At 68.3% G+C, this 25,359-nt stretch carries 26 protein-coding genes and 1 tRNA gene; 19 read left to right on the top strand and 8 right to left on the bottom strand.

Going from position 1 to position 25,359, the window contains the following annotated elements; translation table 11 throughout:
- Window positions 1–34 precede the first annotated feature (34 nt).
- Window positions 35–622, top strand: a complete 588-nt coding sequence (locus NYP18_RS12245; protein WP_259428550.1) for a MogA/MoaB family molybdenum cofactor biosynthesis protein — start codon at window positions 35–37, stop codon at window positions 620–622.
- Between the two features lie 25 nt (window positions 623–647).
- On the top strand, window positions 648–824 hold the full coding sequence (locus NYP18_RS12240) for a hypothetical protein (RefSeq protein WP_259428491.1): 177 nt from the start codon (window positions 648–650) through the stop codon (window positions 822–824).
- A gap of 5 nt (window positions 825–829) precedes the next feature.
- On the opposite strand, the gene mscL is transcribed toward NYP18_RS12240, so the two are convergent.
- The 3 genes from mscL to NYP18_RS12225 are packed head-to-tail and all read right to left on the bottom strand — an operon-like array spanning window position 830 to window position 2,549.
- Entirely contained in the window at window positions 830–1,243 is a 414-nt protein-coding gene (gene mscL / locus NYP18_RS12235; protein ID WP_259428490.1) for a large conductance mechanosensitive channel protein MscL, read from the bottom strand.
- Window positions 1,244–1,268: 25 nt separating this feature from the next.
- The gene (locus NYP18_RS12230; RefSeq protein WP_259428489.1) at window positions 1,269–1,916 is read right to left on the bottom strand and encodes an SAF domain-containing protein; all 648 of its coding nucleotides are present in this window, start codon (window positions 1,914–1,916) and stop codon (window positions 1,269–1,271) included.
- A gap of 39 nt (window positions 1,917–1,955) precedes the next feature.
- Window positions 1,956–2,549, bottom strand: a complete 594-nt coding sequence (locus tag NYP18_RS12225) for a 5-formyltetrahydrofolate cyclo-ligase (RefSeq protein ID WP_259428488.1) — start codon at window positions 2,547–2,549, stop codon at window positions 1,956–1,958.
- Window positions 2,550–2,586: 37 nt separating this feature from the next.
- Between NYP18_RS12225 and NYP18_RS12220 the strand changes: the two genes are divergently transcribed.
- The 5 genes from NYP18_RS12220 to NYP18_RS12200 all read left to right on the top strand — a co-directional run bounded on the left by NYP18_RS12220 (window position 2,587) and on the right by NYP18_RS12200 (window position 6,872).
- On the top strand, window positions 2,587–3,546 hold the full coding sequence (locus NYP18_RS12220; RefSeq protein WP_259428487.1) for a UTP--glucose-1-phosphate uridylyltransferase: 960 nt from the start codon (window positions 2,587–2,589) through the stop codon (window positions 3,544–3,546).
- A gap of 25 nt (window positions 3,547–3,571) precedes the next feature.
- Window positions 3,572–4,846 (top strand): molybdotransferase-like divisome protein Glp, encoded by a 1,275-nt coding sequence (glp, locus tag NYP18_RS12215; RefSeq protein WP_259428486.1) that lies wholly within the window; start codon window positions 3,572–3,574, stop codon window positions 4,844–4,846.
- Window positions 4,847–4,853: 7 nt separating this feature from the next.
- A complete protein-coding gene (locus NYP18_RS12210) occupies window positions 4,854–5,546 on the top strand; it encodes a GNAT family N-acetyltransferase (protein ID WP_259428485.1) in 693 nt (230 codons plus the stop codon).
- Between the two features lie 100 nt (window positions 5,547–5,646).
- Window positions 5,647–6,750, top strand: a complete 1,104-nt coding sequence (sepX, locus tag NYP18_RS12205) for a divisome protein SepX/GlpR (protein WP_259428484.1) — start codon at window positions 5,647–5,649, stop codon at window positions 6,748–6,750.
- A 49-nt stretch (window positions 6,751–6,799) separates the two neighbouring features.
- Window positions 6,800–6,872 (top strand) — tRNA-Ala (locus NYP18_RS12200).
- Here NYP18_RS12200 and NYP18_RS12195 read toward each other — a convergent pair.
- A complete protein-coding gene (locus tag NYP18_RS12195) occupies window positions 6,864–7,469 on the bottom strand; it encodes a DNA-3-methyladenine glycosylase I (protein ID WP_259428483.1) in 606 nt (201 codons plus the stop codon). The genes NYP18_RS12200 and NYP18_RS12195 overlap by 9 nt on opposite strands.
- Window positions 7,470–7,493: 24 nt before the next feature.
- On the bottom strand, window positions 7,494–7,940 hold the full coding sequence (locus NYP18_RS12190) for a methylated-DNA--[protein]-cysteine S-methyltransferase (RefSeq protein ID WP_439648097.1): 447 nt from the start codon (window positions 7,938–7,940) through the stop codon (window positions 7,494–7,496).
- Window positions 7,941–7,989: 49 nt separating this feature from the next.
- On the opposite strand from NYP18_RS12190, the gene NYP18_RS12185 reads away from it, so the two are divergent.
- Window positions 7,990–8,397, top strand: coding sequence for a DoxX family protein (locus NYP18_RS12185; protein WP_259428481.1), 408 nt, complete (start codon window positions 7,990–7,992; stop codon window positions 8,395–8,397).
- Window positions 8,390–9,088, top strand: a complete 699-nt coding sequence (locus NYP18_RS12180) for a zf-HC2 domain-containing protein (RefSeq protein ID WP_259428480.1) — start codon at window positions 8,390–8,392, stop codon at window positions 9,086–9,088. Before NYP18_RS12185 ends, NYP18_RS12180 begins: the two co-directional genes overlap by 8 nt.
- On the opposite strand, the gene pmt is transcribed toward NYP18_RS12180, so the two are convergent.
- On the bottom strand, window positions 9,085–10,656 hold the full coding sequence (pmt, locus tag NYP18_RS12175) for a protein O-mannosyltransferase (protein WP_439648096.1): 1,572 nt from the start codon (window positions 10,654–10,656) through the stop codon (window positions 9,085–9,087). The two genes, NYP18_RS12180 and pmt, sit on opposite strands and share 4 nt — an antisense overlap.
- Before the next feature lie 44 nt (window positions 10,657–10,700).
- Between pmt and rsmI the strand changes: the two genes are divergently transcribed.
- From rsmI to NYP18_RS12150, 5 genes are all read left to right on the top strand, one after another.
- Entirely contained in the window at window positions 10,701–11,549 is an 849-nt protein-coding gene (gene rsmI, locus NYP18_RS12170) for a 16S rRNA (cytidine(1402)-2'-O)-methyltransferase (RefSeq protein WP_259428479.1), read from the top strand.
- A 168-nt stretch (window positions 11,550–11,717) separates the two neighbouring features.
- Entirely contained in the window at window positions 11,718–13,487 is a 1,770-nt protein-coding gene (locus NYP18_RS12165; protein WP_259428478.1) for a BCCT family transporter, read from the top strand.
- Window positions 13,488–13,497: 10 nt separating this feature from the next.
- Window positions 13,498–15,327 carry a methionine--tRNA ligase gene (gene metG / locus NYP18_RS12160; RefSeq protein WP_259428477.1) on the top strand — a complete coding sequence of 610 codons (1,830 nt, stop codon included), beginning with the start codon at window positions 13,498–13,500 and terminating at the stop codon, window positions 15,325–15,327.
- A 46-nt stretch (window positions 15,328–15,373) separates the two neighbouring features.
- Entirely contained in the window at window positions 15,374–16,570 is a 1,197-nt protein-coding gene (locus NYP18_RS12155; RefSeq protein WP_259428476.1) for an MFS transporter, read from the top strand.
- A gap of 29 nt (window positions 16,571–16,599) precedes the next feature.
- Window positions 16,600–18,666, top strand: coding sequence for a RecQ family ATP-dependent DNA helicase (locus NYP18_RS12150; RefSeq protein ID WP_259428475.1), 2,067 nt, complete (start codon window positions 16,600–16,602; stop codon window positions 18,664–18,666).
- Here NYP18_RS12150 and NYP18_RS12145 read toward each other — a convergent pair.
- Window positions 18,663–19,307, bottom strand: coding sequence for a cyclase family protein (locus NYP18_RS12145; RefSeq protein ID WP_259428474.1), 645 nt, complete (start codon window positions 19,305–19,307; stop codon window positions 18,663–18,665). The genes NYP18_RS12150 and NYP18_RS12145 overlap by 4 nt on opposite strands.
- Window positions 19,308–19,324: 17 nt before the next feature.
- Between NYP18_RS12145 and NYP18_RS12140 the strand changes: the two genes are divergently transcribed.
- From NYP18_RS12140 to NYP18_RS12120, 5 genes are all read left to right on the top strand, one after another.
- Window positions 19,325–20,167, top strand: coding sequence for a TatD family hydrolase (locus NYP18_RS12140; RefSeq protein ID WP_259428473.1), 843 nt, complete (start codon window positions 19,325–19,327; stop codon window positions 20,165–20,167).
- A 204-nt stretch (window positions 20,168–20,371) separates the two neighbouring features.
- Window positions 20,372–21,502, top strand: a complete 1,131-nt coding sequence (locus NYP18_RS12135) for a resuscitation-promoting factor (protein WP_259428471.1) — start codon at window positions 20,372–20,374, stop codon at window positions 21,500–21,502.
- Window positions 21,503–21,570: 68 nt separating this feature from the next.
- Window positions 21,571–22,104, top strand: a complete 534-nt coding sequence (locus NYP18_RS12130; protein WP_259428470.1) for a type 1 glutamine amidotransferase domain-containing protein — start codon at window positions 21,571–21,573, stop codon at window positions 22,102–22,104.
- Between the two features lie 34 nt (window positions 22,105–22,138).
- Window positions 22,139–23,014 carry a 16S rRNA (adenine(1518)-N(6)/adenine(1519)-N(6))-dimethyltransferase RsmA gene (gene rsmA / locus NYP18_RS12125; RefSeq protein WP_259428469.1) on the top strand — a complete coding sequence of 292 codons (876 nt, stop codon included), beginning with the start codon at window positions 22,139–22,141 and terminating at the stop codon, window positions 23,012–23,014.
- On the top strand, window positions 23,011–23,967 hold the full coding sequence (locus NYP18_RS12120) for a 4-(cytidine 5'-diphospho)-2-C-methyl-D-erythritol kinase (RefSeq protein ID WP_259428468.1): 957 nt from the start codon (window positions 23,011–23,013) through the stop codon (window positions 23,965–23,967). The genes rsmA and NYP18_RS12120 overlap by 4 nt, the downstream gene beginning before the upstream one ends.
- Window positions 23,968–23,998: 31 nt before the next feature.
- Here the strand turns inward: NYP18_RS12120 and NYP18_RS12115 are convergent, their stop codons facing one another.
- On the bottom strand, window positions 23,999–25,330 hold the full coding sequence (locus tag NYP18_RS12115) for an HNH endonuclease signature motif containing protein (RefSeq protein ID WP_259428467.1): 1,332 nt from the start codon (window positions 25,328–25,330) through the stop codon (window positions 23,999–24,001).
- Window positions 25,331–25,359 lie beyond the last annotated feature (29 nt).

Genomic DNA, 25,359 nt, shown 5'->3' with positions numbered 1-25,359 from the left:
CACATAACAGTCCATGAATATCCCGTACAGCAGGATGGAGACCACTGTGAACACCGCCCCCGAGCCGCGAACATCCGCGCTTCTGGATGTCGTGGAACCCGACGAGGCGTTCCTCATCGCCACTGAGCAGGAGGAGGCCCCCCAGGCCCGTCGTCGGGCACTGGTGGTGCTCATCTCAGACCACGCCCTGGACGCAGGAGAGGACACTGACCGACTGGTCACCGAACTGCTCATCGAGGCCGGTTTCTCGGTCGATGCCGTCGTGTCCGTGCGTTCAAAGAAGTCGCAGATCCGCCAGGCGATCGAGACCGCCGTCGTCGGGGGCGTGGACCTGGTCCTTACCGTCGGCGGCACCGGGGTCGGCCCGCGTGACCGCACCCCGGAGGCAACCCGGGGTGTGCTGGATCAGCTGGTCCCGGGCATCGCCCAGGCGCTGCGCTCCTCGGGCCAGGCCTGCGGCGCGGTGGACGCCTGCACGTCGCGCGGCATCTCCGGGGTGTCGGGTTCCACCGTGGTGGTCAACCTCGCCCCGTCCCGCACCGCGGTACGCGACGGCATGGCCACGCTCACGCCGCTGGTCCACCACCTGATCGACCAGCTGCAGAAGCACACCGTTGAGTAGCGCGCCGCGACAGTCCCGCCGAAGGGTGGTCCGGCCGTCCGACGCCCCGGACATCGACCGGGAGGCGGACCGCGCCGGGGCCGGCTTCTGGAATGCGGGATCGGCCGACGGTGACCGGGAGGTTCTCCTGGACCCGGAGGCTGAGGAGACGGTTCCGCGGGAGGAGTTCCTGCGCCAGGAACGTCCCCCGCACTATTCCTAGGATGGCTACTTCTCCGGCAGGGTCGAGGACCTGAGCAGGTCGCGGATCTCGGTGAGCAGCTCCACATCGGTCGGTGCCGGCTCCTCCTCGTCCTCCTTGACTCCGAGGCGGGCGGACATCAGTTCATTGAGCTTGTTCATCGGGGTGATGATGACGAAGTAGATCACCGCCGCGATGATCAAGAAGTTGATGGCGGCGGTTATCACGGCACCGAAGTCCAGGAAAGTGGAGTCGTTGCCGGGGATGATGGCGAAGCCGAGACCGCTGACATCACTTCCGCCGAGGGCGGCGATGAGTGGGTTGATCAGGTGGTCGGAGAAGGCAGTGACGATGGCGGTGAATGCGCCGCCGATGACCACGGCCACAGCCAGGTCCACGACGTTGCCGCGCATGATGAATTCCTTGAATCCCTGCAGCATGGGAGATCCTTTCAGATCAGTGAAGTTACCCTTCGGATTTTAGGGTGTCGGAGCCATTTTCGTGCGCTGCGGGAGTGAGAACTACGGCCAGGGGAGTGGCGAGTGAGGCGGCCGCCACAGCCCGGGCATCCTCCTCGGGAAAACCGATGAGCAGTGTGCCGGGTGCTTCCCGGCTGTCGGCGAGCACCACCCGGCCGCCGGTGGCGATGACCTCCGTCCCGATCCCGTCTCCACCATGGGTGATGATGCTGACCGTGTCCCCGTGGTGGAGCAGGCCGATGACCTCGGGTTCCGCGGGCCGCACGGGGATGAATGTGCCGATGTCCCCGGGGAAGGCAGCGGCGAGTTCCGGACCGACCAGGCGGCGGGCCGTCACCACCTCCCCCTGCTCCGCGGGGACGGCGAGGACCTGCCCATCGATCTCGGCAGGGTCGACGAGCGCGGTGGCCGGCAGGAGGTGATCGGGGACGGGGACCGGTGAGACGTTGTCAGGTGAGAGCGTTTCCCCGGCTGCCACCGGGCGCGTGAAGACGAGGGCCCGGTCGTCAGTGGCGCCGGCCTGTCGTAGGGCCAGCAGCAGGGCAGCGAGCAGGAGAAGGAAAGCCAGGCAGCGGCGCAGAAGTACGGTACGGCGCCATCCCGGGGTGGTCAGGGTGTTGCGGAGCTGGTTCATACCTCAATTGGACTGCGCGCCGGCCCCGGCGGTTCCCGGTCAGGTGAAGCGACGGATCCCGGTGGGGGTGATGGCCAGATCAACCGGCATGTCATGCTCCTCGACGGGGATGTCCTCGCGGATCTCCCCGTTGTAGAGAAGGACCGCGGTCAGCGGCGGATTTTCGGCGTCGGCGAACTGCGCGAGCGCACGGTCATAGAAACCACCGCCCTTGCCTATCCGGATGCCCTCCGGGTTGACCCCCAACGCCGGCACGACGATGAGGCGGCAGGAGTGCAGGGCGTCCGGACCCAGGCGCTCACCCGTGGGTTCCGCGATACCCATGACCCCCGGTGTGAGGGCCAGCCGTCCCTCGTAGAGTGCCCAGGCGAGCTGCCCGTCGGGCAGGGAGATCGGCAGGAGGAGGGAGGATGCCTCCCCGTGGAGGGCGTCGAGAAGCAGCTTGCCGCCCGGCTCCCCGGCCAGAGGGGAATAAGCGGCGACAGAAGTCTCCGAGGGGGCCAGTGAACGCAGTAGCGCGGCCGCATGCGAGATGATCGCGGCATCCTCGCTTCTGATCGTCTCAGGCGACATGTCTGCGCGGGCCTGCATCATCCGGGCCCGCAGTATCGTCTTCCTATCCCGGATGTCCATGCCCTCAGCCTAACCGCGCGGGGTAGGGTATTGCGTTATGAGCTTGTCATCCTCCGCCCATCCGCATGGTGTGAAGACCGTGATTGTGCCTGCCGCCGGCATGGGTACCCGTTTCCTGCCGGCCACCAAGACCGTGCCCAAAGAGCTGCTCCCGGTCGTGGACACCCCCGGCATCGAGCTGATCGCCGAGGAGGCCAACGCCTTAGGTGCCACCCGTCTGGCGGTGATCGTGGCCCCCAACAAGCAGGAGGTCATGCGGCATTTCGAGCAGTTCCCCAACCTGGTGGAGACCCTGACCGAACGCGGCAAACACGCACAGGTGGAGAAGGTCCAGCGTGCCGGTAAGCTGATGACCCCGGTGGCGGTGGAACAGGCCCAGCCCCTGGGCCTGGGCCATGCGGTGGGACTGGCGGAATCGGTGCTGGATGATGACGAGGACGTCGTGGCGGTGATGCTGCCGGATGATCTGGTGCTGCCGATGGGGGTGGTGGAGAAGATGGCCGCGGTGCGCGCGCAGTTGGGGGGTTCGGTGTTGTGCGCGGTGGAAGTACCCCGGGAGGAGGTCTTCAACTACGGGGTGTTCGACATCAAGGAGATCCCGGCGGACTGTGGGCTGCCGGCGGAGCGGGTGAAGCGTGTGGTGGGGATGGTGGAAAAACCGGATCCGGCGGATGCGCCGTCCACCCTGGTGGCCACGGGCCGGTATCTGCTGGACCGGGGGATTTTTGATGCGTTGCGCCGGATTGAACCGGGTAAGGGTGGGGAGATCCAGCTCACGGATGCGATTGAGTTGATGATCCGGGAGGGGCATCCGGTGCATATCGTGGTGCATGAGGGTAAGCGTCATGATCTGGGTAATCCGGCGGGTTATATTCCGGCGTGTGTGGATTTCGGTTTGTCGCATCCGACGTATGGTCCGGGGTTGAAACGGGCGATCACCGCCATCCTCGCCGAGCATGATGCCGCTGAGGCCGCAGCAGAGCCCGCCAAGAACTGACTTTCCTCACCAGAAGGAGTGCGCAGTGCGTTCCGTTGAACAACAGCTCGCGCTTGTCACCGACGCGGCGGTCACGCCCGAGCCGGTGCGCATCGCCATCGCCGACGCCCTCGGCCTGATGTGCGCCGAAGAGGTGCAGGCCACCCGCGCCCTGCCGGGTTTTCCCCAGGCCGCGATCGACGGTTATGCCGTGCGGGCTGTGGACGTCGGCGGTGAGAAGAGACTCGGCGCCCCGGTCCTCGACCCGGACGCGCCTGTCGAAGTGCTGGAACGTTCACTGCCCGTTGTCGGTGAGGTCGCCGCCGGATCGCAGCAGCCCCTGCGCCTCCAGCCGAAACAGGCCGTGCGGGTTCACACCGGCGCCCCGCTGCCCACCCTCGCTGATGCAGTCCTCCCCCTGGAGTGGACCGACCGGGGACGCCGGCGGGTCACCGCTCACCGGGCCGTACGATCCGGTGAGTTTGTCCGCCGCACAGGTGATGACATCCAGCCCGGGGACGTTGCCGTCACCGCGGGAGCCGTCCTCGGCCCCGCCCAGATCGGGCTGCTGGCCGCAGTGGGCCGCTCCAAGGTGCTGGTCTACCCCCGCCCCCGGATGTCCGTGATCTCCGTAGGCAGGGAACTCGTTGACATCGACCGGGAGCCCGGCCTCGGCCAGGTCTACGACGTCAACTCCTACGCACTGGCCGCCGCCGGTCGGGAGGCGGGGGCCGACGTCCACCGGGTCGGCATCGCGGGTGGGGAACCACGCCGTCTGAAGGAGATCCTCGAGGCGCAGATCCAGCGCAGCGAACTCATCGTCATCTCCGGTGCCGTGGGCGGTTCGGGTTCGGAGATGTTCCGGAAGGTCATCGAGGAACTCGGGGAGATCGACACCTCCCGCGTCGCAGTGCACCCCGGTTCCGTCCAGGGTTTCGGCCTGCTGGGGGAGGAGCGCATTCCCGTGTTCCTCCTGCCGGGCAACCCGGTCTCCGCGCTGGTTACCTTCGAGGTGTTCATCCGCCCGCTCATCCGTATCTCCCTGGGCAAACGCAACATTGCCCGACGGATGGTACGTGCACGCGCACTCAACCACATCGCCTCCCGGGAGGGCCGCCTCGGTTTCATCCGTGCCCGCCTCATGCGGGACGCAGAGACCAGTGACTACCTCGTCGAGGGCATCGGCGCTGCCACGGGTGCGCCCGCCCATCTGCTGGCAGGACTGGCTGAGGCCAACGCCCTGATCCGGGTGCCGGAGGAGGTCACCGAGATCCGGCCCGGTGACATCGTCGACGTCATGTTCCTGGCGCAGGGCAGCTGACGGCGACGTGTTGGACCCCTTCGGTACCGCAGCCCGCTCCTTCCGGGAACCTGTCCGTGGCCCCCGCGACCTGAACCATCCCGGCTGGCCGGAATCCACGCCGACCGTACGTCTCCCGGACGGCGGCAGGCTCCGCCTGCGCCCGCTGACCTCCCGGGATTCGCGTCCCTGGCGGGAACAGCGGCTCCTCGACGAAGCCTTTCTCCGCCCCGTCGAACCCACCGTGCCGGGCGGTTGGGAGGCGGCCCATTCCTCCGCCGCCTGGTGGAACTACTTCACCAGCATGCGGGAGGCCTCCCGCGACGGGCAGGTCATCCCCCTCATCATCGAGTTGGACGGGCGTTTCGCCGGCCAGGTCACCCTGGGCAGCATCCAGCACGGCAGCCTCTCGGACTGCTGGATCGGCTACTGGGTCCACTCCGCCCACATGGGGCGGGGGGTGGCCACCGTCGCGTGCGGGCTGGGCACTGACCATGCCTTCCGGCGCATCGGCCTGCACCGGGTCACCGCCACCTACCTGCCCGATAACCCGGCCTCCGGCAGGGTACTGGCGCTCAACGGTTTCCGTACGGAAGGGTACCTGCGGGCGAACCTGCACATTGACGGCCGGTGGCGTGACCATCATTTCGTTGCCCAGAACGTGGAGGACCATCCCGACACCTGCGTCGATCGACTCCGTCGCATCGGGAGACTCAAGTGACTCAGGCGACTTTTCCCGGCGTGGCAGGAGTGGTTGCTGAAACAGCGCGGATAACCTTGGGGGAAGTTCCCGTCCCCTCCCGGAGGAAGAGGTACACAACGTGTCCGGAAGCCTGATCATCGTTCTGATCATCGTGGTGTGGCTGTTTGTGCTCGCACCTCTTCTTCTGCGTGGCCAGAAGCCGATCCGCAAGGCCGGGGAGGCCTTCGACGACACCCGCGTCATCCACCAGGGTGGCTCCGGGGATCTGTCTGCCCGCCGCCGTCCCCGCCTGGCCGCCACGGATGTCCGCCCGGCCCCCGCCGACGAGGAGGACGAGACCCTCGACTACGAGCTTGTCGACGCCGACGAGGTGCTGCTCGACGACGACCTGCCCACCCGCTCCAGCAAGGGCCTGTTCACCCGTACCGGGGAGCCGGCCGAGATTGTCGACGGGGGAGTGGTCCATGAACTGGCCCCCATCGCGCAGGTGACCGAGATCGAGGAGCAGAAGGCGGTGGCGGCCGCGGAGGAATCCGGTACCACCGTCACCGCGGACTGGGACGAGTGGGACGAGGAGGAGACGACCTACGCCTACGACGACTCCTACACCTCCCCGTCTGATTTCCTCTACCCCGATTCCGCTGAGGCAGGGGAGACGACGGCTGAGGACGTCGAGGATGAGGTGGAGAAGGACGAGCAGCTGAGCGCTGACCTCTCCGACGATGAGCTCTCCGAGGACGAGATCGAATTCGCCGAGCACCGTGCCGCCCGCGGCGGCTGGGACCCGGTCGCCGACGCCGAGTACTCGCTCACCCGCTACCAGCGCCGCCAGCGGACCCTCATCGGTCTGGCCGCGGCTGTCGTGATCACCGCGATCATCGCCTTCGTCATCGGCAGCTGGAGCTGGAGCTGGCTGCTCCCTGCGCTGGCAGTGGTGGTCACCGCTGTGTACCTGACCGCCCTGCGCAGCCAGGTCCGTGAGGAGCAGGCCCTGCGCATGCGCCGCATCCGCCAGCTGCGCCGCGCACGCCTGGGGGTCCGCAGTGCCAACGACGACGAGCTGGATCTTCCGCGGCGTCTGCGCCGGCCGGGTGCCGTCGTCCTCGAGCGTGACGACGAATCCCCCGACTTCGAGCACCTGCCGGTTGCCGACACCCGGGTCGCCCAGCTCCCCGATCGCCAGCGCCACCACGATGACCGCTACAGCCGCCGCGTAGGCTGATTTTTCTGCTCAGGTAACCGGGGAGTAATCTGGGCTGCAGCACCTTCAAGGGGCTATAGCTCAGTTGGTAGAGCGTCGCGTTCGCAACGCGAAGGTCAGGGGTTCGATTCCCCTTAGCTCCACAGTCCGGAGGATCCCCGCCGGTGGGAGCCGAGCAGGTGCGTGTCCACCATGCCCACGGCCTCCATGAGTGCGTAGAGCATGGTGGGGCCGACGAAGCGGAAGCCGGCGGCCTTGAGCTCCCGGGTGAGCGCCTCGGATTCGGGGGAGCGGGAGGCGACCTCTGCGAGGGTACGCGGGCAGGGGGTGTGCGCGGGCTGGTGGGACCAGATGAGCTCGGCGAGACCACCCTGTTCCCGCAGGGCCAGTGTGGCCTGGGCGTTGGTGATCACCGCCCGGATCTTGCGTTCGTTGCGGATGATCTCGGGGTTGGTCAGCAACCGGGCAACATCTTCCTCCCCGAAGACGGCCACCTTTTCGGGGTCGAAGTCTGCGAAGGCCCGGCGGAAACCTTCGCGTTTGCGCAGGACCAGTTCCCAGGACAGGCCCGCCTGGAAGGTCTCCAGGCTGAGGCGTTCGAACAGCCCCTGTTCAGTGCGCACGGGCATGCCCCATTCGGTGTCGTAGTACTCGCGCAGCAGGTCGGTGGTGGCGGCCCAGGCGGGGCGGGCAAGTCCGTCGGAGCCGGTGATCAGGTCGGTGAATTCAGCGTCGGTCATGTCTTATTGGACTGCGTGGCCGGTTCAATGGTTCCCGAGGACCCGTTGTTCGTGTTCCAGCAGCCATTTTTTCGCGTCGAGGCCGCCACGGTAGCCACCGAGAGAACCGTCGGTGCGCAGCACACGGTGGCAGGGGCGGATGATGGGCACCGGGTTGGTGGCGCAGGCGCTGCCCACGGCACGGACAGCCTTCGGGTTGCCGCAGTTGGCGGCGAGTTCGGTGTAGGTGACGGTCTGACCGTAGGGGATGTCCTCGAGGCAGGCCTGGGCGGCGGTGCGGAAACCTCCGTCGGGGAGGTCGAGGGGGATGTCGAAAAGCAGGCGTTCGCCGGCGAAGTACTCGGCGAGCTGGTGGGCGGCGTCGAGAAGCAGCGGCGAGGAGGGGCCGTCCGGTCCGCCGAAGTCGATTCGGGTGAGGCCGGTGTCGCTGGCCGTCAGACTGAGGGGGCCGAGGGGTGAGTCAATGAGCACGGGGACTCCCTTCTCCGGGGGTCGGGGTCTTTCGGGGTAGTCTAATCGCATGGACAAACCGGTTGTGAGGGATGCTGCGCTGCTGTTTCTGCGTATCGTCCTCGGTACCGTGTTCGTCGCCCACGGGTGGGACAAGCTCTTCCTCACCGGGCTGACAGAGACCACCGGCCAGTTCAGTGCGTGGGGTGTGCCGCAGCCGAAGTTCTCGGTCTGGCTGGTCATGGCCACGGAACTGCTGGGCGGTGCGCTGCTGGTGGTGGGGTTGCTCACCACCCTGGTGGCGGGTGTGCTGGCGCTGCTCATGGTGGCGGCGTTGTGGTTCGTGCACGTCGGCGCGGGCTTTTTCACCACCACCGGTGGCGTGGAGTTTCCCGTCGTGATGGTGGCGGCGTTGATGATGATCGTGGTTTTCGGGGCGGGGCGGGCGAGCCTGGACGGGGTGCTGACACGTGATTGACCATGACCAGGTGCAGGCGGCACTCTCCGCGCGTCTCGACGGTGAACCGTCCCCGCTGGACGAGGACATCGTGGACACACATGTGGCCAGCTGCCCCGAGTGCCGGCAGTTCCGGGACGAGGCGGTGGCACTGAGCCGGCGTCTGCGTTTCGCGGAGCCGGTGGACGGGGGCATGACTCCGCCGGATCTGTCGGAGGCCATCCTCGCGGGCGTGGAGCCGGAGTGGCGTCGTACCGCCGGTGCCCGCCAGGTGGGCCTGGTGGTCTCCCGGATCCTGCTGGTCATCGCCGCTGTGCTCTGGGTGGCGTGGGGTGTGCAGCTGCTCGGTGACGCCGGCGGACTCACTCCCGTCAGCAGCGAGGGTGTGGTCTCCCCCGACGCTGAGCCGCGCACCGCCTCACTGCTTGTCGACGCCGCCGCCTTCCGCCTCTCCCTCGCCCTCGGCCTGCTGACCATCGCGTGGAAACCCCGCCTGGTCTCCGGTCTGCTGCCGGTGGTGGCTGCGCTGTGGACGTTCATGTTCGGTTTCGTGGTGCGCGACCTGGTGCTCGACGCTGTCGCCGGCACCCAGCTGCTGGGCCTGGGGCTGCTGCTGTTCACTGCCGTGGGCATGGTGTGGACGTGGCTCAACCACCACGGTTACGTCACGCTGCGTGCCGTGTGGCGGGACCTGGGGGCAGATCCGGTCTAACGCCAGCTGGGCAGCCACATCAGCGACTGATACCAGCCCTCGGGGACGAGGTAGCCGTAGAGGATGGGGGACCAGTAGAGGAACATCGCCACCACCAGGGCGAGGTAGGCGATCACCGCGACCGTGCCCCAGCGGATCCCGCCCCCGGCCAACCGGCGCAGCCACAGCCACCCGACCGGTCTGCCGCGGCCGTGCAGCTGTCCCAGGGTCAGCGCCAGCATCGCGATGATGAAGGGGCTGAGGGCCGTGGCGTAGAAGAAGTACATCTGCCGGTCGTAGCCGACCAGCCAGGGGAGGAAACCGGCGGCGAAGGCGACGACCGGTACGAGGAAGCGGCGGTCCCGGCGGATGACCAGGCACCACAGTGCCCAGGCCAGCACCGGCACCGTCAACCACCAGATCGCCGGGGTTCCGAAGAGGTGGATCATGCGGCGGCAGGTGCCGGCCATGCAGTCGATGTCGGTGGAGGAGTAGTAGAGGATCGGCCGACCCGCCACCAGCCAGGACCAGGGTTTGGAGTCCCAGGGGTGGGAGTGGCCGCCGGAGGTGGTCAGGGAGGCGTGGAAGCCGAGGACCGACTGGTGGTAGTGGACGAAACCCGCGGCCCAGTCGGGCAGGAACCGGGCCCAGGTATCGGCGTCCATGGAGCCGTCGACCTTGGCGTGGCGGTAGACGGCGGTCTCGGAGGCGAACCAGGCGCGCCAGGACCACAGGTAGACCAGCACGGGGACGATGACGATGGCGGCGAAGGCCGGGAAGGCGTCCCGGACCAGCGCGCCGAGCACCGGCCGGGGCACACCGTAGCGCCGCCGCAGCGACAGATCCAGGAATACAGCCAGCAGGCCGAAGAAGGCCATGTAGTACAGGCCCGACCACTTCACACCCAGGGCGAGACCGAGGAGGACACCGGCGGTGAAACGCCACCAGCGGAAACCCAGGCGGGGGCCCAGCGGGGAATCCCCCATGTTCCCTGTGCGCCAGGCCCGGTGGATCCGGCCGCGCATCTGCTCATGGTCGCAGACCAGGGCCAGGGCGGCCGCCACCATGAAGAAGACCTGGAAGATGTCGAGCATGCCGAAACGCGAACTGACCAGCAGCACCCCGTCGAATACGGCCAGCAGGCCGGCGAAGGTGGCCACCTGCCAGGTACCCGCCAGGCGCCGCACCAGCAGCATCGTGACCACGACCGTGGCGGAGCCGAAGAGCGCCACCATGAACCGCCAGCCCAGGGGCGTGTAGCCGAAGACCCACTCGCCGAGCGCGATGAGCTGCTTGGCCACCGGTGGGTGCACCACCAGGCCGTAACCCGGGTTGGACTCGATGCCGCCGATGAGCGGGTTCACGGAGGAGCGCACCATGTCCCAGGCCTGGGGGACGTAGTGCTTCTCGTCGAAGACCGGGGTGCCCGAGGAGGTCGCCGTGGTCAGTCCGACGAAGCGGGTGGCCAGGGCCAGTACAGCGATGAGGAGCGTGCTGAGAGTGTCCGCCCGGGTCCAGGACAGGGGCCGCGGGGTCACCGGCCGTACGCGGGCGGCGAAACGGGGCTGGCTGTCGACGGCGGTACTCACCCGAACGAGTCTAGGTCACGGCCCCAACGCCTAGCATGGCAGACATGGTCCCCGACAACTCCCTGCTGCCGCCCCGCGGTGTGGTGCTCGCCGCCACCCCGCTGGGCAACATCCACGACGCCTCCCCCCGCCTGCGCGCCGCGCTCGCCGGAGCGGATGTGATCGCCGCCGAGGACACCCGCCGGGTGCGCAACCTCGCGACCGCCCTCGGTGTGGAGATCCGCGGGAAGGTGGTGTCCAACTTCGACCACAACGAGCAGGGGCGCGCGCGCCAGCTTCTCGACGCCGCCCGCAGCGGCATCGTCCTCGTGGTCACCGACGCCGGCATGCCGCTGGTCTCCGACCCCGGTTTCTCGCTTGTCGACGCCGCCCACACCGCGGGCGTGCCCGTCACCTGCCTGCCCGGCCCCTCCGCCGTGCCGACGGCCCTGGCCCTGTCCGGCCTGCCGGTGGGCCGTTTCCTCTTCGACGGTTTCGCCCCGCGCAAGGCGGGCCCGCGCCGGGAGTGGCTGGAGTCGCTGCGCACCGAGGAACGCGCGGCGTGTTTCTTCGAGTCCCCGCACCGCCTGGCCGAGACACTGGAGTTGGCTGCGGAGGTGCTCGGCCCGGAGCGCCGCGCGGCGGTGTGCCGGGAGCTGACCAAAACTTACGAGGAGGTCCGCCGGGGCACCCTTCCGGAGCTGGCGGAATGGGCTGCGGAAGGCGTGAAGGGGGAGATCACCGTCGTCATCGAGGGTGGGAGCGCGGCTGAGGTGGACGTCGAGAAGCTGGTGCCCGTGGTGGAGTCCCTGGTGGGCGAGGGCATGCGACTGAAGGATGCCTGCCGGCAGGTCGCCGCCGGGCGGGGGGTGTCCAACCGGGAACTCTACGAGGCGGTCCTGGCCGCCCGTTGAGCTTCCGCAAATATTGTTATGAGGTTGTGAGTTTTCCGGTGATTCAGGTCACCTGACCTGCGTCGGGTCCGGATAACGGTCGCCTAAAGACCCGAGAAGCGCCCGATTACCGGGGGTGGTGCCCCGTTTTCTCCTTGAAACCCGCCCCCGGGCTGGGAAACTTGAGTAATGACCACTACAGACCCGGACAAAGGGCAGCCGGATCCCACTGCCACCGAGGAACTGGCGTCGATGATGTCGGACGCCGATGTCATCGGCGACCAGATTGAGCAGGCCACCGCAGAAAAACCCGCCCGCAGAGAGTACGACGACCCGAAGTTCGACTGGTGGATCATCCTGCCGGCCGCTGCCGTCGTCCTCCTCACCGTCGGCTGGGGTCTGATCGGGCCCGACAGCTTCGCGGGTTTCGCCGCGAACGCACTGACCTTCGTGGTGGAGCAGCTCGGCTGGGCCTTCATCATCTTCGGCACCGTCTTCGTCGCGTTCATGATCATCGTCGGGGTGAGCAAATTCGGCGCCATCCGCCTCGGCGGGGATGATGAGGCGCCGGAGTTCCGCACCGTCTCCTGGATCGCAATGATGTTCGCCGCCGGCATGGGCATCGGCCTGATGTTCTACGGCGCGACCGAGCCGCTGACCTTCTACCGTGACGGTGTGCCCGCCCATGCGCCGCAGGAGGTGGGCACCGCGATGGCGGGCACCCTCTTCCACTGGACCCTGCACCCCTGGGCCATCTACGCGATCGTCGGGCTGGCCATCGCCTACTCTACCTTCCGCCTGCGGCGCCGTCAGCTGATCTCCTCCGCCTTCATCCCCCTCATCGGTGAGAAGCGGGCCCGCGGCGGGCTCGGCCGGTTGATCGACTGTCTGGCGATCATCGCCACCATCTTCGGCACCGCCACCTCCCTCGGCATCGGTGCCCTGCAGATCCGCGCCGGAATCTCCGCCTCCGGGATCATCGACTCGCCCGGCATGTCCACCATCGTGGGCATCGTCGCCGTGCTCACGCTCGCCTTCGTGCTCTCCGCGATCTCGGGCGTGGGCAAGGGCATCCAGTACCTGTCCAACGCGAACATGATCATGGCGGCGGTCCTGGCCATCTTCGTCTTCGTTCTCGGCCCGACCGTCTCGATGCTCAACCTCATGCCCACGTCGATCTCGTCCTATTTCGCCCAGTTCTTCGAGATGGCCGGCCGCACCGCCATGTCCGCCGACGGCACCGCCGGCGAGTGGCTGGGCAGCTGGACCGTCTTCTACTGGGCGTGGTGGATCTCCTGGTCGCCCTTCGTCGGCATGTTCCTGGCCCGGATCTCCCGGGGCCGCACCATCCGGGAGTTCACCATCGGTGTGCTGGTGGTGCCGTCGGTGGTCTCCACGGTGTGGTTCTCCATCTTCGGCGGCACCGCGATCACCCTCGAGCAGGAGGGCCGTTCGATCTGGGGTGACGGCTCCGCCGAATCCCAGCTGTTCAGCCTGCTGCACACCCTGCCCGGCGGCACGATCATGGGTGTGCTCGCCGTGATCCTGCTGGGCACCTTCTTCATCACCTCCGCCGACTCCGCCTCGACGGTGATGGGCACCCTGTCCCAGCACGGCCGCGGTGACGCCACCCCGTGGGTCTCGGCATCGTGGGGCCTGATGACCGCGGCCGTGGGCATGGTCATGCTCACCTCCAGCGAGGACTCCCTGGCCAACCTGCAGTCCATCACCATCGTCGCCGCCAGCCCCTTCCTGGTGATCATCATCCTGCTCATGTTCGCCCTGGTGAAGGATCTGCGCAACGACGTCCTCTACCTCGACCACCGTTCCCAGCTCGACTTCAACTCCCGCCTGTCCCGGGAACGCCGCATCCATGCCGAGCACGTGAAGAAGGAGGAACAGAAGGCGCGCCGGGAGAAGAGACTGACCAAGCGCGGCAGAGCGACACCCATGAAATAAGGTGGAGCACATGACCCAGTCTGTGCTTGTCTCCGTTGCCTGGCCGTATGCGAACGGCCCCCGCCACATCGGACACGTCGCCGGTTTCGGCGTCCCCTCCGATGTCTTCGCCCGCTACCAGCGGATGATCGGCAACGAGGTCCTCATGGTCTCGGGCACGGATGAACACGGCACACCGCTGCTGGTGCAGGCCGACAAGGAGGGCGTGACCGTCAAGGAGCTCGCCGACCGCTACAACCGGCAGATCGTCGAGGACCTCGCCGGGCTCGGCCTGTCCTATGACCTGTTCACCCGCACCACCACCCGCAACCACTACGCCGTGGTCCAGGAGCTGTTCACCGGCCTGTACGAGAACGGCTACATGATCCGGGAGACCACCATGGGGGCGGTCTCCCCGTCGACCGGGCGTACCCTGCCGGACCGCTACATCGAGGGCACCTGTCCGATCTGCAGCGCCGACGGGGCCCGCGGTGACCAGTGCGACAACTGCGGCAACCAGCTCGACCCGGCCGACCTGATCAACCCGGTCTCCAAGGTGAACGGCGAGACCCCCGATTTCGTCGAGACCGAGCACTTCCTCCTTGACCTGCCCTCGCTGGCTGAGGCGCTGGGGGAGTGGCTGAAGGGCCGCGAGGACTGGCGCCCCAATGTGTTGAAGTTCTCCCTCAACCTGCTCGATGACCTGCGCCCGCGCGCCATGACCCGCGACATCGACTGGGGTGTGCCGATTCCGGTGGAGGGCTGGGCGGACAACAACGCCAAGAAGCTCTACGTCTGGTTTGATGCCGTCATCGGCTACCTCTCCGCCTCCATCGAGTGGGCGTGGCGCACCGGCGAGCCGGACGCCTGGAAGCAGTGGTGGCAGGATCCGGCCGCCGCCGGTTACTACTTCATGGGCAAGGACAACATCACCTTCCACTCCCAGATCTGGCCGGCGGAGCTGCTCGGTTACGCGGGTAAGGGCGCCAAGGGCGGCGAGGTGCATAAATACGGCGAGATCAACCTGCCGACCGAGGTCGTCTCCTCCGAGTTCCTCACCATGTCGGGCTCGAAGTTCTCCTCCTCCAAGGGCGTGGTCATCTACGTGAAGGACTTCCTCGCCGAGTTCGGCCCGGACCCGCTGCGTTATTTCATCGCCGTGGCGGGCCCGGAGAACACCGATACGGACTTCACCTGGGAGGAATTCATCCGCCGGGTGAACAACGAGCTGGCCAACGGCTGGGGCAACCTGGTCAACCGCACCGTGTCCATGGCGCACAAGAACTTCGGCGAGGTACCCACCCCGGGCGAGCTCAGCGATGCTGACCTGCGGATCCTGGATCTGGCCGCCGCCACCTTCGATATCGCCGGCGATAACCTGGCGCTGTCGAAGTTCAAGAACGGCATCACCGCCGCCATGCACGTCGTCGGTGAGGCCAACGCCTACATCGCGGAACAGGAGCCGTGGAAGCTGGCCAAGGACGAGTCCCAGCGCGAGCGACTGGCCACCGTGCTGTGGACCGCGCTGCAGGTGGTCTCCGACTGCAATGTGCTGCTCACCCCGTACCTGCCGCACATCGCCCAGCAGGTGCACGAGACCCTCGGCCGCGAGGGGGTGTGGGCCGCGAAGCCGGAGATCCACGAGGTCACCGACGACATGCCCGTTGAGCTGGTCGGTGTCGGTCTGCCCGAGGCGGGACAGAGCTACCCGGTGATCACCGGTGACTACACCACCCAGCAGGCTGTGTGGCAGCGCGTCGACGTCGTGCCGGGCACCCCGCTGGCCAAGCCGGCGCCGCTGATCCAGAAGCTGGAGCCGGAGCTCGCGGAGACCGGCCCGGAGTGGGCGCCCGTCCAGTAAAGGTGTGACGTACTACGCTGGGGGCCTGCCATCCGAGGAGCCCCCAGTGAAGTCGAGATCCACCATCCCCGCCCTGCTGCTGTTTCTGGCGGTGTTCACCGCCGCCTTCAACCTGCGCGCGGGGATCTCCTCGCTCGGCGGGGTGCTCGATGACACCCTCGCCGCCTTCGGTGCCGGCGGTTCCCTCGCCGGGGTCATCACCGCCATCCCCGGCCTGTGCTTCGCGGTCTTCGGACTGCTGGCCGTGCCGCTGGCCCTGCGCCTGGGCCTGAGCCGCACACTGCTGGTGGGCATGGTGTTCGCGCTGGCCGGTCTGGCGGCGCGTCCCTGGGTGGGGGACATCTGGGTGTTCATCGTGCTCACCGCCCTGGTGACCACCGGCATCGCGGTGGCCAACGTGCTGCTGCCGGCGTGGATCAAGAATCACGGCGGCCGCCACATCGTCGCCCTGATGACCGTCTACGGCTCCATCCTCGGTTTCTCCGGCGCGATCGGCCCGCTCTCGACCCTGATCACCGGTGACTTCCGCTGGGCGTTGTTCCTGTGGGCCGTGCCCGCCGTGGTCCAGGTGCTCGTCTGGACAGTGGTGGTCCTGCGCACCGGGAAGGACGTGCCTGAGCAGTCCACCCCGCAGGGTGGGGAGACCACCGACGTCTCCCTCTGGCGTTCCCCTACAGCGGTCTTCCTCATGTTCTTCTTCGGCCTGCAGTCGATGCAGGCCTACATCCAGATGGGCTGGCTGCCCAAGATCTACACCGACCACGGCGTCTCCCCGGCCACCGCCAGCCTGTCGCTCGTCCTCGTCGGTTGCTTCACCGTCCTCGGCGGTCTGGTCATGCCCGTGGTCATCGACCGGATGCGCAGCATAGTGTGGCTGCCGGTGGTGTTCTCGGGGGTCACCGCGGCCGGTTACGTCGGCCTGTGGCTGGCACCGGCGGCCGCCCCGCTGCTGTGGGCGGGTCTGCTGGGCTTCGGTGGTTTCTGCTTCCCGACCGCCATCGCACTGATCCCGGCGCGCAGCCGCGCTCCCATGGTCACCGCCCGGCTCTCCGGCTTCGTGCAGCCGATCGGTTATGTCATCGCCGCGTTGGGCCCCTTCGTGGTGGGTGTGGCGCGGGAGGCGACGGGGGACTGGTCCCTGATCATCCCGGTGCTGGCGGCGCTGTGTGTGCTCATGGCGCTGGTGGGGTACCGGGCGGCGGGTGAGGTCTTCATCGACGACGAACTCGCAGCTCAGCGCTGATGTCGGGGGTGTGGGCTACCGTGGGCCCCATGACCGCAACCAGAGCCAGGGCCGATGAACTTCTCACCGGGATCGCAGGACCGGAAGCACAATTACGCGACGACCAGTGGACCGCGATCGACGCGCTGGTCAACCACCGGCGCCGCATGCTGGTGGTCCAGCGCACAGGCTGGGGTAAGTCGGCGGTGTATTTCATCGCGGCGAAACTGCTCCGGGATTCCGGGGCGGGGGCCTCGCTGATCATCTCGCCGCTGCTGGCGCTCATGCGCAACCAGGTGGCGGCGGCGCAGCGGGCGGGGATCCGGGCGGCCACGCTCAACAGCGCGAACATGACGGAGTGGAGAGAGATCGAGGCGCAGGTCGCCGCCGGTGAGGTGGACGTGCTGCTCATCTCCCCGGAGCGCCTGAACAACCCCGGTTTCCGGGATGAGGTCCTGCCGGCACTGGCGGCCACCGTCGGCATGGTCGTGGTGGATGAGGCGCACTGCATCTCCGACTGGGGGCACGATTTCCGGCCCGATTACCGCCGCATCCGCGACCTGCTGGCCGGTCTGCGCGAGGGGGTGCCCGTCCTGGCCACCACCGCCACTGCGAATGACCGCGTGGTCACCGACGTGCAGACCCAGCTGGGGGCGGACACCGGTGTGCTGCGCGGCGGCCTGGACCGGGAATCGCTGCATCTGGCGGTGGTGCGGCTGCCGGACACCACGGTCCGGCCCGCCTGGCTGGCCACCCACCTCGCGGAGCTGGAGGGCTCCGGCATCATCTACTGCCTCACCGTCGCCGCCGCGGAGGACCTGGCCGAGGCACTGGATGCCGCCGGCTGGAACGTCGCCGCCTACACCGGGCGCACGGAGGCCTGGGAGCGGGAGCGGCTGGAACACGCGTTGATCAACAACGAACTCAAGGCGCTGGTGGCTACCTCGGCGTTGGGGATGGGCTTCGACAAGCCCGACCTGGGTTTTGTCGTCCATGTCGGTGCCCCGGCCTCCCCGGTGTCCTACTACCAGCAGATCGGCCGTGCCGGGCGTGGCACGGAACGCGCCGACGTCATCCTGCTCCCCGGGGTGGAGGACCGGGAGATCTGGGAGTATTTCGCCTCTGTCTCCTTCCCGGAGGAGGCCACCGTCCGCCAGCTGCTCGGCGTGCTCACCGATGAGCCGCAGTCGACGATGAAGCTGGAGGCCCGGGTGGACCTTTCGCGTTCCCGGCTGGAGCAGGTGCTCAAGGTCCTCGACGTGGACGGGGTGGTCCGCCGGGTGCAGGGCGGTTGGACCGGCACGGGGCAGGAGTGGCACTACGACGCCACCCGCTACGCGGGGCTGGCGCAGGCCCGCACGGCGGAGCAGGAGGCCATGCTCGCCTACGAGGCCACCGATTCCTGCCGCATGCTCTTCCTGCGCGGTCAGCTCGACGACGCCACAGCCACCGCACCCTGCGGCCGCTGCGACAACTGCACCGGCCGCCGCTGGGACACTGTCATCGACGAGGCGACCGCCCAGCGCGTGGCGGAGCGTCTCACCGCCCCGGGTGTGCGCCTGAGCCAGCGCCGCCAGTGGCCCACCGGCATCAGCGTGCGCGGCCGGATCCGCGGGGTGGAGCCCGGGCGGGCCCTGGGCCGGCTCAACGACATCGCCCGCGGCCCGGCCCTGAACGCCCTGCTGGCGGACCGGTCGTGGCGGCCCACTACCCCGTGGCAGCAGGACACCTGGCTGCCGCGCATCGTCGCGGTGCTCGCCGACTGGGACTGGGACACCCGCCCGACCACCGTCGTGGCCCTGGGCTCCCATGATCCCGCCGCCACGGAATTCACCGCTGCCCTGGCCGAGGCCGTCGCCGCGGTGGGCCGGATGGCCTGGGCCGGGGTACTGCCGGTGCGTCCCGGAGCGGGAGAGGTCACGGCCCAGAACTCCGCCTACCGGGTCACCGCGCTGCTCGACCACTGGGATTTCAGCGGGATCGTCCCCACGGACGGGCCGGTGCTGCTGGTCACCGATGTGATCGACACCGGCTGGTCGGTCACCGTCGCCGGTTCGGCACTGGCGGAACGTACCGGCCGGCCGGTCCTGCCCTTCGCCCTGGCCAGCCGGGGTTAGGGCAGCGCCGCCAGGGCGCGGGCAGAGAAGGAGGAACCGCCGACAGGCACCGGCCAGGACACCCACATCGTGGCACCTGTCGCCGGAACCTGTTCCAGGTTGGTGAGGAACTCGACCTGCCAGTGGTCGTTCTCCAGCCAGTAGCGCTGCGCCGGGTACTCGTCGCACGCCACCAGCGCGCCGGGGTCGGTGTTGAGGGTGTCGTGGCCGATGGCACGCACCCCGCGCTCGTGCAGCAGCTGCACCGCATCCAGGCCCCAGCCCGGTGTGGCGGGGGAGTTGTGGGCGGTCCAGCCGGTATGCAGCGCCACGAAACCACCCTCCGGCAGCGGCCCGTGGCGGGCCTCCCAGCGGAGGAGGTCGGCGGCGGTGAGGGAGGGGGCGTCGATAAGCGGGACGACCACCAGCGGGAGGATGAGCTCTTCCGGGGCGATGTCGGCGAGGGTGCGCGCACCGGGCAGGGCGTGGCCGGGGGCGTCGACGTGCGTGCCCCAGGGGCCGACGAGATGGTAGTTGAGCACCTGGAAGCTGTCGGGACCGGCCTCCGCCAGCGCCGTGACCGTCATGTCGGGATCGGTGGGGAACTTCGGCTGGCCCGGGCGCATCGGGCGGGTGAGGTCCACCAGGCGGGAGAATTCCATGCCCCTACAATGCAGGCATGTCCAAGAAGAAACCCCGTCCCACGCCCGTGCCTGCCGAGCGGATCCCCGGTCTCGTCGACGCCCACACCCATCTGGCATCGGCCGGGGCGCGGACCCCGGAGGAGGTGGCGGCCCTGGTGGGCCGGGCAGTGGACGCAGGTGTGGAACAGATCTGCACGGTCGGGGACGGGCTCGCCGAGGCGGAACTCGCGCTGCAGGCGGCGCAGCACCACGAGCGGGTCTACGCGGCCTGTGCCATCCATCCGACACGCGCGCACGAGCTCGACGCGGCCGCCCGTGCCCGTCTCACCGAGCTGGTCGCCGACCCGCGCTGCGTGGCGGTGGGGGAGACCGGTCTGGACACCTACTGGATCCGGCATGAGCCGGAGCGCACGGCCCCGCTGGAGATGCAGGAGGAGGCGTTGCGCTGGCACATCGATCTGGCGGTGTCCTCCGGTAAGGCGCTGATGCTGCACAACCGGGAGGCGGACGAGGACCTCATGCGGGTGCTGGCGGATGCCCCGCGGCCGGTGGAGACGATCCTGCACTGCTTCTCCTCCCCGCTGGCGGTGGCCGAAGAAGCCCTGGCGCGCGGTTATGTGCTCAGCTTCGCCGGAAACGTCACGTTCAAGCGGAATGCGGAGCTGCGGGAGGTCGCGCGGATCGCGCCGCGGGGGCAGGTGCTCATCGAGACGGATGCGCCCTACATGACGCCGGAGCCTTTCCGCGGAGCGCGCAATGAGCCGGCCCTGATCGGCCACACGGCGCTGTGTGTGGCCCGGGCCCGGGGGATGGAACCGGAGGAGTTCGCTGCGGAGGTCTCGGAGACCTTCGAGCGGGTCTATTGCCGCGTGGAGTGACCATTCTCACACCTGCGCGGGGTGTGCTCCATGTTCCAGCACTTATGCGAGGGGTTGGGTGACGTGTCCGCGGGTTTCGGCGTGTCGTCGATTCCCTGAATGGCATCCAACTGTTACCGTACTGTGATCAACGAGCGGTAACGGACGGCCCTTCGCCGACCGGGACCCAACGCCTTCCCCGACCGAGATCGAGAACGTAACCCCATGGGAATCAAGAACACTTCACGAATCACGCGGATCAACTCCGGTACCTCCACCGTCAAGCGGCTCGCCACCGGCGGAGTCATGGGTGCCCTGCTCGTCGGCGGTGTCTCCGTCGTCGGTGCACAGAAGGACGTCACCCTCGACATCAACGGTGAGGCCACCGAGCTGACCACCCTGTCCCGCGATGTCGCCGGCGCCCTCGAGGCCGCCGGCGTCACCCTCGGTGAGCATGACCTGGTCTACCCGGCACCGAGTGAGTCCCTGGCCGAGGGAGCGGAGATCACCGTCCGCACCGCCAAGCCCGTCGCCGTGGTCATCGACGGTGAGGCCACCGACATCACCTCCACCGCGCTGACCGTCGAGGACCTCGTCGGCCAGCTCGACGGCCTCACCCCGGCCGCCCGCACCGCCGAGGACGGCGACACCCGCCTCACCGACGGCATGCGCGTGGACATCACCACCCCCAAGATCGTCGCCCTCAACGACGGCGGGAAGGTCGTCTACACCGAGATCGCCGCCTCCACCGTCGGTGAACTCCTCAATGACCGCGGTATCGAACTCGGGGAGCACGACCGCGTCACCCCGGGTCTGGATTCCCCGCTGGCCAAGAACTCCAGGGTCGAGATCGAGCGTGTGACCGTCGCGGAGGAGACCGTCACGGAGTCCTTCGACGCTGAGCCGGAGTACGTCGACGACCCGGAGTCCGCAGAGGGCGCCGAGAAGGTCCTCGTCGAGGGCGCCCCGGGCAGCCGCGAGGTCACCACCCGCATCACCACCGTCAACGGCGTGGAGTCGGAACGGGAGCAGATCAACGAGGTCGAACTCGCCCCCGCCACCCCGGCGAAGATCTCCCGCGGCACCAAGACCGCCCCCTCCGTGGCCGGCGGTTCGGTGTGGGACACCCTCGCCCAGTGCGAGTCCGGCGGTGACTGGTCCATCAACACCGGCAACGGCTACCAGGGCGGCCTGCAGTTCTCGCCCTCCACCTGGGCCGCCTACGGTGGCACCCAGTACGCGGCCACCGCCAACCTGGCGACCCGCGAGCAGCAGATCGCCATCGCGGAGAAGACCCGCGCCGGCCAGGGTTGGGGTGCGTGGCCCGCCTGCACCGCGAAGATGGGTCTGCGCTAACCGCGGAATCTGGTTACCCTCGGGTGGCGGAAGGATATTCAGCCCAACGCATGCGAGAGGTAATCCCCATGTCCCACCTGAACAACATCCGCGTCGCGGTCATCGCCACCGACAACTTCGAGGACTCCGAGCTGACCAGCCCGGTCGAGGCCGTCCGTGAGCACGGTGCCACCGTGACCATCCTGTCCACTGAGGCCGGCACCATCGAGGGCAAGAACGGCACGCAGGTCACCGTCGACGCCACCACCGCCGACGCCGACCCGGCGGAATTCGACGCCCTCATCCTGCCGGGCGGCACCGGCAACGCGGACAAGATCCGCATGGATGAGGCCGCTGTCGACTTCGTGAAGAAGCACGTCGAGGCCAGCAAGCCTGTCGGAGTGATCTGCCACGGCGGTTGGATCCTCACCGACGCCGACGTGCTCTCCGGCCGCACCCTCACCTCCTACCCCTCGCTGAGGACCGACCTGCGCAATGCCGGTGCCACGTGGGTGGATGAGGAGGTCCACGTCGACAACGGCCTGGTCTCCTCCCGCACCCCGAAGGACCTGCCGGCCTTCAACGAGAAGATCCTGGAGCAGTTCGCCGCCGGTGCGCGGTAGCCGGCAACCATCGCGGGTGGTCTAGATTGGTTCCATGACCTCCAGTAACCAGCCCGCCGATCTGCTCGGCCCCGTGGAGATCCGCGCCTTGGCGGAGAAGCTCGACGTCACCCCGACCAAGAAGCTCGGCCAGAACTTCCTGCATGATCCGAACACGGTGCGTCGGATCATCGCGGCCGCGGACCTCGACCCCGCCGACCACGTTGTGGAGGTGGGGCCCGGTCTCGGTTCCCTCACCCTCGGGCTGTTGGACACCGTGGCGAAGGTCACGGCCGTGGAAATCGACCGGCGTCTGGCCGCCGAACTACCCGCCACCGTCGCCAGCCGCGCCCCGCAGTACGCCGACCGGCTGACGGTCGTGCAGAAGGATGCCCTGCGCGTGGTCCCGGAGGACCTGGGGGAGCCCACCGCCCTGGTGGCCAACCTGCCCTACAACGTCTCCGTGCCGGTGCTGCTGCACTTTCTGGCCACCTTCCCGAGCATCCGCCGGGTGCTGGTGATGGTGCAGGCCGAGGTCGCCGACCGCCTCGCCGCGGAATCCGGCTCGAAGATCTACGGCGTGCCCAGCGTCAAGGCGGCCTTCTACGGTGATGTCCGCCGCGCCGGTGCCATCGGCCGCCATGTGTTCTGGCCGGCCCCGAACATCGAGTCCGGCCTGGTCCGCATCGACCTGTTCACCCCCGGGACCGAGCCCTGGCCGGTCAATGAGGAATCCCGGGCCGTGGTCTGGCCGGTTGTCGACGCCGCCTTCGCGCAGCGCCGCAAGACCCTCCGCGCCGCGCTCGCCGGCCACTACGGCTCCGCCGCCGCCGCCGAGGAGGCCCTGCGGGCAGCGGACATCGATCCGCAGCTGCGCGGCGAGAAGCTCACCGTCCACGATTTCGTCCGGTTGGCGGGGCTCACCCCATGAGGCAGATCAGCGCCCGGGCCCACGCCAAGATCAACCTCCATCTCGGGGTGGGAGATCTGCGCGAGGACGGTTACCACGACCTGGTCACCGTCTTCCAGTCCCTCAGCCTGGCGGACACGGTGACGCTCGACATCTCCGCGGAGGAGACGGTGACCTCGGGCAGCATCGTCGGGGCGCTCACCGTCAACGGCCTGGATGCGGCCTCGGTGCCGCGGGATGCGGGGAACCTGGCGTGGCGGGCCGTCGACAAGCTCGTCGACCACTACCGCGTCCAGTTCGGCCTGGAGGAGGCCCCGCGGGTCTACCTCAACATCCACAAGGGCATCCCCACCGCAGGCGGCATGGCCGGCGGCTCCGCGGATGCGGCAGCCGCCCTCGTGGCCACCCACGCCCTGCTCAGCGAGACATACCCCGCCCTGCCCATGGCCACCCTGCTGGAGCTGGCCGCAGAACTGGGCTCCGACGTGCCCTTCACCCTGCGGGGCGGCACCATGCTCGGCACCGGACGCGGTGAGCAGCTGACGCCGATGCTTTCCCGCGGCACCTACCACTGGGCGCTGATCTTCTTCCGGGAGGGGCTGTCCACCCAGACGGTGTTCCAGGAGCTCGACAGGCTGCGTGGTGAGGGATTCTCCTTCGGCCCCTCCCTGCACACGGAGGACCTGGCCCGCGCATTGATGACCGGTGATCCGGAGAAACTTGCCGACACCCTGACCAATGACCTGCAGATCGCCGCCACCATGCTGCGCCGCGACGTCGCCCGCACACTGGATAAGGGCATGCAGGCCGGTGCGCTGGCGGCCATGGTCTCCGGCTCGGGTCCCACTGTCGCCTTCCTGTGTGACTCGCAGCTGCAGGCCCAGGACATCATCGACGACATGATCGCCGACGGCAGCGCCTACTCCGGCTCCACCGCCCAGGGCCCCGGCAAGGGTGCCTACGTCATCGACTGAGTGCGCCGGGTGAGTGCGCCATGGCGCACTCCTACACCTTCCCCTCCCGCGGTTCATCGAAGCTGTCCGGATGGTCCCAGACCTGGAGCAGATGCTCATCGCCGTCAGGGACCGGACCGTCGAAGTAGCGGTCGCCCCACCGGCCCATCGCCTCATCGGTGACCGCCGGTCGCCGCCGCTCGGAGGTGAAGCACTCACCGTCGGGGAATCGGAAACGGATCAGGTCCGGGTCTGCGTCGATGTGCACGGTCATGGTGCCTGCCGCGATCAGCCCGTGGCAGCCTGAGCACAGCGGCAGCAGGTTGGCCAGCTCCGTTACCCCGCCCTCAGCCCAGGGGACGATGTGGTGGAACTCCAGGAAACGGGTGTGGTCGCAGCCCGGTGCCGCGCACTGGTGGCCCCAGGCGGTCAGCAGGGCCTTCTCCTGTGCCCTGGATGCCAGCCGCGTGGAACGGCTGACCTTGAGTGCCAGCCCCTCCCGGGACAGCAGGTGCCAGCGCACCGAACCGTTGAGGACGCTGCGCATCAGCTCACCCGTCTGCCCGCCGTGGTGGCCGGGGAGGAAGGCGCGGTGGTCCTGCGTGTACAGCACATTGACCTCCGCGCCGGGCGCGCGCACGCGGCTGAGCGGATGGCTGCGCACCATATGCACCAGCCCCATGAACGCGGTGAACAGCGTGGTGGACAGCGGTGCCCCGAACCGGGTCTTCCGCGGTTTCTCCTCCTCCGGGGTGCGCGCCTGTTCCACGAGCTTCTCGACGGCCGCCGGATCCGCCAGCTCATCCTCCGCCACCTCGTCGATGTCGATGAGGTGGGCAAGTTCGGAGATCTTCAGGGCGGCCAGGAATTCGGCACCGCGCTCCGGGTCAAGCCGACCCCAGATGCGCACCTCCCCGGTTTCCGGGTCGGTGACCACGGAGATCCGGTTGGCGGTCGGCCGGGAATCGGGCTGGTCTCGTCCGGCGAGGAGCTGGGCCAGCTCCGTGATGGGGTGGGCGCGTGCCAGTCCGATGAGTTCCTCCTCGTTGTCCGGCGTCATGTGGCGCAGCAGCAGGCGGACGACGGAATAGGAGAAGGTGGCGGCGAGGAATTCCTGGGCGAGCCGGGGGAATTTCCGCAGTCCACGTCCGGTCCGGAGGTATTCGTAGGCGGTGCGGCGGGCGATGCTGTGGGTCCGCTGCAGCCAGGCGGCGGTGTTGGGTGCGCCGTGGGCGTCGGCGAGCTCACGGTCGTTGAATTCCGTGAGGGCGATGATGAAGCGGGCCTTGTGGCGGGTGAGCTGGCGGTGGGCATCAGTGATCGTGGTGGTCAGTTCGGCGTCGGACTGTTCGATCAGAGTGGTGATGGCGGTGGGTGCAGTCATCGGGGGACTCTCTGTAGGTCGAATTTATG

Source organism: Corynebacterium lemuris, assembly GCF_024919295.1.
GTDB classification, from domain to species: Bacteria; Actinomycetota; Actinomycetes; order Mycobacteriales; family Mycobacteriaceae; genus Corynebacterium; species Corynebacterium lemuris.
Note: the sequence above shows the minus strand (reverse complement) of the source record. Positions and strands in the feature narration are given on the sequence as shown.